The sequence below is a fragment of the Pandoraea morbifera genome (assembly GCF_902459575.1).
Taxonomy (GTDB): domain Bacteria; phylum Pseudomonadota; class Gammaproteobacteria; order Burkholderiales; family Burkholderiaceae; genus Pandoraea; species Pandoraea morbifera.
The window spans coordinates 1-5,738 of the sequence record NZ_CABPSD010000028.1; the positions used below are offsets into that span (position 1 = coordinate 1).

A 5,738-nucleotide genomic window follows, 5' to 3' on the forward strand; every position below is an offset into this window, starting at 1 on the left:
ATCAGAATGCCCCCGTAGTCGAGTGCCGACTGATAGTCGTATTGGAAATTTGGAGGATTGGGTGAGCTGGGACCGAATCGCCAATTGAACGTCGAGAATGTGGCCACGCCCGCCCCGGACATCCAGCCACCGAGGCCGATGTTTCCGCGCCATTCGCCCGACAACAGACTCCCGTTGAACTGCGTCGATGGCGTGCGTATCGCACCCACCCCGATGCGTCCGCCACCAGGCGAGAACGAAGCGGAAAAGCTCGTCGCCGCGCCGTAGTCGTACTGCCCGTAATCTGGGCCCGCGCCGATCACGTTCCCCGCGATCACCTGCTTGATCAGTGGGTATCGCATGCTCGACGTCGCAACCGGCTGCCCTGCCGAGTTGTAGACAACGAGCAGTTCGGAGCCGTCAATCAAGACATCCGACGAAAACACAAAACAATTGATCGACACTGGCGAAAGCGCCATGACGCGCGTCACCCACGAGTTGCCTCCCGTATTCGTCGTCGAAATGACCACGACGGGGATGCCATTCGTGTTCTCCATGACGAAAAGCGGATTGGTCGCGGAATAGGCAATGTCCGCTACGTAGCACGTGGCATACACGTCACCCGCTCCCGAGGCACCGAGGTACAGGCTCTGCTGAACCAAGGTCGCCACGCCCTTTTTGGAGAGGCAGTAGTTCGTCGACTCGCCGTCGATCTGGAACACGCCGGCGTCGCTAATCGACTGAAACCCGTATGTCATCAGCGAACTCCAAAGACGATATATCCCGCCATGGTCACCTGCGTGCCCTGGGGAGCCGGGTAATACCAGGAGAGCGTGTTGCCTGAGACCGAGATTCGGGGAAACCTGCGGTACGCGCGCACGTCGTAAAACAGTTGCTGAAGGTGAAACGACGCGAATGGCTCGCCGGTCAGCAATCCGTCGTTTTGAAGGCTGCCACTCGTGCCGTTGATATACACGGATCCAAGCACGCGCCCGACTCGACTGAAAGGATTGAGGATCTCATTTCCCGCCGGATCGAATAGCTGGAGCCCGGCGACCATTAGAGCAACCCCAGGCGCACGCGCAGCACGTTGTTCGCGTCATAGACGCTGATTCCGTTGGGCGAGAGAACAACACGTCCCTGCCCGCTGGCCCCGCCGTTCATATACAGCGTTCCCGACTTGTCCAGGCGCCACCCGCTCACTCCGGCCTGATAGTTGTTGGACTGGATGTAGTCGCCGATCATGGCATTGGTGATCCAGCCGTTGCCGATGAATGCCTGGCTGATGAACGTCTGGCCGTTCTGGATCACGAAGGGCGTGCTCACCTGATCGTTCGCCGTGTTGAGAAAGGCGAATCGATCTGCGAGAAACAGGATCTGCGACTGCACCGGCCCCGTCTCATTGCTGACGCCGATGCCGATCCCCGCGCCGTAATACTTCCCGCCGGACGTCACGCCCACCTTCATCTGGTACGAAGCAGACACTTTGCCGTCCAGGCTGGCCAGCGCCTGGGCATTCGTCTGCACAAGCGCTGTGTTCTCGCCGACGGTCGCCTGCAGCGTCGTCACCTGCTGAGCGACTGCTCGATCGCCATCCTGGATCAGCGATTGCACCGACAGGATGCCGGCGTAGATGTTTACCGAGCCGGCATAGTCTTCCTCGCTGCCGGCGAACGGCGGCTGGATCGTAGCAATCGTTTCAAGGAGATCCTGGGAAAGCTGCGTCTCGCCGATTTTCCCGTTCAGATAATCGAGAATGTCGTCGGCATTTGCACTTGCCTGCCCCATCACACCGTTGGTCGCCGGATACCACGACCCGACGTTGCCCGATTTGTCGATCAGGCGCGCCCAGAAAAAGAAGGTCGCGCCCGCGGCAAGCCCCATCATCGTGTGGGTGTTCTGCGGGAACGCGAAGTCAGCGAGCTTGATCGCGCTGGCACGGTCGTCAGTTTGGCTGTACCAGACCTCGGTTCGCTCTACGTCGAGCGGACCAGTAGGAAATCCCCAGTTGATCTGAATGCCGAAGACGATCCCGGTGGCCAGCAAGCTCGTCACCGTCGGTGGCGGTGACGTCTTCCCGCTCAGGACGGTCTCCGGCGAATATGCCGGGATGGACGGCACGTCGAGCGCGTTCAACGCGGTCACCCGCGCTACATACGTTCCGGCATACAGGTTCGGCACTTCAAGGCTCTGCGAGCCGGTACGGCCGGCCTTCACCCATTCGCCGTTGTCGCGGCGCCACTCAACCTCGTAGGCGATAGCCTTGTCGGCCGGCATCCATTTGATGACGCCAGTTGTTGAGGCTATGCCCTGCGCGATCACCGAGTACGAGTCCCACGCTACGTCCTTCGCTGGCGGCTGCACCGAGGGCGGAATGACGCTGATGGGACGCTGCTGGAGGCGCGTGCCGCTATCGATGGCCGCATACTTGTCCGGGTTATGTTGGATCGCGGAAACGTCCCACTGCAGCCCGTCGCCCTGTGAAATGCTGAGCACCCGAAACAGCTGCGTCTTCAGTTGAGCGCTTTCCGCAACCCAAACGGCCTGCGGCTGCACGGCCTCGGTCCAGTTCGCAGTCACCGTTACGGCGTTTCCCTCCACGGATTGAACCGTTCGAGTCTGCCTGGCGCCACTCGGGAGGATTACCGTCAGCGTGTCGCCGACGGCGATCTGCTCGACCTTGTCGAGAACGACCGTCGACCCAGCAGCAGACCTGACGCGGCCACCGATCCGGCGGCCAGCGCGCGATGCGTCTGCGACGCTCACCACGCTGCCTGGCGACACCATCGCCTCCTCGAGGCCCACGGAGAATGAAACCGACTCCGTCTCAAGGCGGCTGCTCAGCAGCGTCCAATGCCCGACGCGTTGGGCCTGCCCTTGGCTGGTGCAGCCAAACGCCGTCGTTTCCGTCTGCTGAACGCCATAGCGCGAGATGCCGTCCTGGTCTTCGACGTACTCGACCTTCGCCTTGTAGAAGTCTCTTGGATCATTCCACGTCACGAGAGCGACAGTCTTCCGCGCCTTCCAGCTCGTGCCGGTGTAAGTGAACTTCCCGTTGATGACGTTCGCGTTGGTGAAGCTGTAGACCGGATCTCCGGGCATATCGGCCACAGCCACGACGTTGCCGTTTGCCCAGTAGGCCATGCCGCGGAATATGGTCGCCAGATCCTGCAGGACTTTGTAGGCGTCGGCTCGCGATTGCAGGTAGCAATTGCAGGCAAAGCGAGGCTCTCGCCCGCCATTGCCGTCGTCGACCAGTTCGTCGCAATACTGGCCGATCTGATAGAGCGACCACTTGTCGACCTGAGCAGCATTCACGCGGTGGCCCAGGCCGTATCGCGGATGAAGCACCAGGTCATAAAATACCCACGCGGGATTGTCCGACCATGCCGACTTGAACGTACCGTCCCACGCGCCACTATAGGAGCGCGAGGCGGGGTCGTAGTTTGACGGGACACGAATGATGCGCCCCTTCATGTCAAAAGACCGAGTCGGAATGCTCTTGAACTGCTGGGCGTCGACTTGAATCCCGACGAGCGCCGTATTCGGATATCGGAGCTTCGCGTCGATAATTTCCGCAATGCTCTCGATGTTCGTCGTATCGGCTATCGTGCTGCTGTTTGCGTTCGGCGTGACACGGCGCACTCGAATCGTCCAGCCCGACGAAGATGCCGGAAGATTGATTCGGTGGCTCCGCTCATAGGTCGACGTCGTTTTGCCATCGAACGCAGACGAAAGCACCTCTTGGAACGCCCCACCACTGGTCGCGAGATCAATCGCATATTCGACCCGGTAGCCGGTGATGTCGCCGTTACTCGTATTGGCTTGAGACAACGCAGGCACGGCCATCGTGATCCGGACTGCGGACAACTGCGTATTGCTGATCGCGCGGACCCAGGGCACCGCCGATGTCAGGGTAACGCCGACCGTCGCTTCGCTCTCGACCGCTGGGAATCCGGGGATGTATGCCTGGTCTTGTGTGCCGGTACGAACGTCGACGCTTACATTCTGGAAATTCGCCGTGCCGTCGGGGTTCAGGATTGGCGTGCTATCGAGATAGACACTTTGCAGGCCGTTGACCAGCCCCACCACATCGCCCTCGGAGACGGCGTCCAATACCTTCGCGTACGCGATCGAGTGCAGGCTATCTGGGCTCTCAGTAGGCGTACGGCTATCGCCGCCCCCTTTGCCGCCTCCGCCGCCATAACCGATGATGTATTTCATGCGCCTCAGAAATGCGAAGCCCCGCTCGAGGCGGGGCTACTGGTCAATGTGCGAAAACAAATTCATGGTGCGTTACCACCAACGTACGGCATAGATCACGGCCGCCGCCGAGATACCCACCGCGAGAACAAGTGCGGCATTCGCCAAGCGGCGCCCCACAATTCCTGCGTCATTTGCACTCATCTTTCCGTCCACCTTGACCTGATGTTTCGGCGTATACTTGAACAAGTTTCTTCCTTCTGGGCGTACAGAGGGTGGAATACAGAAAGCCCCGGCTGCTGCTAACAGACCGGGGCTTTCGCTTTATTTCGGGGCTGTTGCTTGCAGTCAACTATCGCAAGAACCCTGCCGCAGGGAAATCCAATCTTGTTGTGTAGAGCGTTCCTACAACATCACGCCTGGTCTTCGGCGTAGATGCCAGCAGAAACCACAGCGCCGCCGACGATCATTCGGCCGTACAGCACAGGGACAGGGTTGCCCTGCGCTTGGGTATTCACGGGACCGTTGAAGTTGTAATTCGCACCGTTGTCAGGGCTGTCTTTCACAGAAAGTCCAGTCGGCTGCGGCGATAGCAATTGAACGACACCTCCAAGAGCCATCGAAGCACCCATAAGGCCAAGAGAACCGGCGGAAAAAAGCCCCTTCGCTGCAAGGAACGACGGATTCCAGAATGCCAAGCCGAGGAGCGCTGCCCCAAGAACCAGTTGAAACAGGCCACCGCGCTTAGCGCCAGCAATGATCGGGGCAATCCTGATATCGTCGTTGCCCGGAGGAAGCACCAGTTCATCTTCACGTAGATTGCGCGCGCCGACGAAAACCGCATATGCCACACCTTGCTCCTTGCTTTCCCACAAGTGACGCTCGAATCCCTTTAATTGACATGCCAGTGCGCGAATAGCCTCCGCGGGCGAAGAAACGGCCAAGCGGAACGATCTCCCAAACTTCGCACCGAGCTTTCCATACAGCCTGACCGTTCTCACCTTTTCCATTGTGGCGCCCATAAAAAAACCCGCCTAAGCGGGTCAAGGTTAAGTTTTGAGGCACTGCCTGACTTCGGAGCGCAATCGGTCTTCCGGCATATGGGGGAACCAGATCCCAGCGCTTCGCAAGGTTACCTGCGTGCCATCAGCAGTCTTCGATAGTGATACGAGATACGCGTAACCGAATTCGCCGAGCGTGGATGTACGCCCCACAGCGATCTCAGACACGGCGCCGGCAGGGTATGTGGTGACGTTCGCCTCGGAGCCGAGACGATCAGCCAAACATGCCTGAACCTCATTGATGGGCGCGGGGCCCTTGAACACTTCCGCTCGCTGCGCGCGGATTTGCTGCCCCGACATTCCAGTCGTGCATCCAGCCAAAATGAGCGAAAGCCCCAGACCCAATGCCAACGTAGTGCGAAACATATTTGACTCCGTCAGTTGACTCACGACGAGAGTCTAAACCATCAGGGCTTTATGCCTCAGAACGCAGCGGGTGATCTCCCGCCAATACCCGCCGTACACTTCCCGCGTTGAAAGCCGGCCGTGCATGTG

At 59.5% G+C, this 5,738-nt stretch carries 6 protein-coding genes and 1 pseudogene; all 7 read right to left on the reverse strand.

Annotated features, from left to right (window positions below):
• On the reverse strand, positions 1-737 hold a 737-nt coding region (locus PMO31116_RS23330; protein ID WP_150568788.1), incomplete at its 3' end, for a hypothetical protein.
• Positions 737-1,039 carry a hypothetical protein gene (locus tag PMO31116_RS23335; protein WP_141571379.1) on the reverse strand — a complete coding sequence of 101 codons (303 nt, stop codon included), beginning with the start codon at positions 1,037-1,039 and terminating at the stop codon, positions 737-739. The genes PMO31116_RS23335 and PMO31116_RS23330, both read right to left, overlap by 1 nt.
• Positions 1,039-4,203 carry a TipJ family phage tail tip protein gene (locus tag PMO31116_RS23340; protein ID WP_150568789.1) on the reverse strand — a complete coding sequence of 1,055 codons (3,165 nt, stop codon included), beginning with the start codon at positions 4,201-4,203 and terminating at the stop codon, positions 1,039-1,041. The genes PMO31116_RS23335 and PMO31116_RS23340 overlap by 1 nt, the downstream gene beginning before the upstream one ends.
• 72 nt (positions 4,204-4,275) lie before the next feature.
• Complete coding sequence (locus tag PMO31116_RS23845; protein ID WP_174971767.1) at positions 4,276-4,431, reverse strand: hypothetical protein; 156 nt, start codon at positions 4,429-4,431, stop codon at positions 4,276-4,278.
• A gap of 164 nt (positions 4,432-4,595) precedes the next feature.
• Positions 4,596-5,192 (reverse strand): tail assembly protein, encoded by a 597-nt coding sequence (locus PMO31116_RS23345; protein WP_246185455.1) that lies wholly within the window; start codon positions 5,190-5,192, stop codon positions 4,596-4,598.
• A gap of 39 nt (positions 5,193-5,231) precedes the next feature.
• On the reverse strand, positions 5,232-5,609 hold the full coding sequence (locus PMO31116_RS23350; RefSeq protein WP_150568791.1) for a hypothetical protein: 378 nt from the start codon (positions 5,607-5,609) through the stop codon (positions 5,232-5,234).
• Between the two features lie 33 nt (positions 5,610-5,642).
• A pseudogene (locus PMO31116_RS24195) lies at positions 5,643-5,738 on the reverse strand (peptidase P60); the annotation flags it as partial.

What these genes read in the sequence shown, in the direction of transcription:
- PMO31116_RS23335 (WP_141571379.1), bottom strand. Translation starts at nt 1,039, where the DNA reads ATGGTCGCCGGGCTCCAGCTATTCGATCCGGCGGGAAATGAGATCCTC.
- PMO31116_RS23340 (WP_150568789.1), bottom strand. Translation starts at nt 4,203, where the DNA reads ATGAAATACATCATCGGTTATGGCGGCGGAGGCGGCAAAGGGGGCGGC.
- PMO31116_RS23345 (WP_246185455.1), bottom strand. Translation starts at nt 5,192, where the DNA reads ATGGAAAAGGTGAGAACGGTCAGGCTGTATGGAAAGCTCGGTGCGAAG.
- PMO31116_RS23350 (WP_150568791.1), bottom strand. Translation starts at nt 5,609, where the DNA reads ATGTTTCGCACTACGTTGGCATTGGGTCTGGGGCTTTCGCTCATTTTG.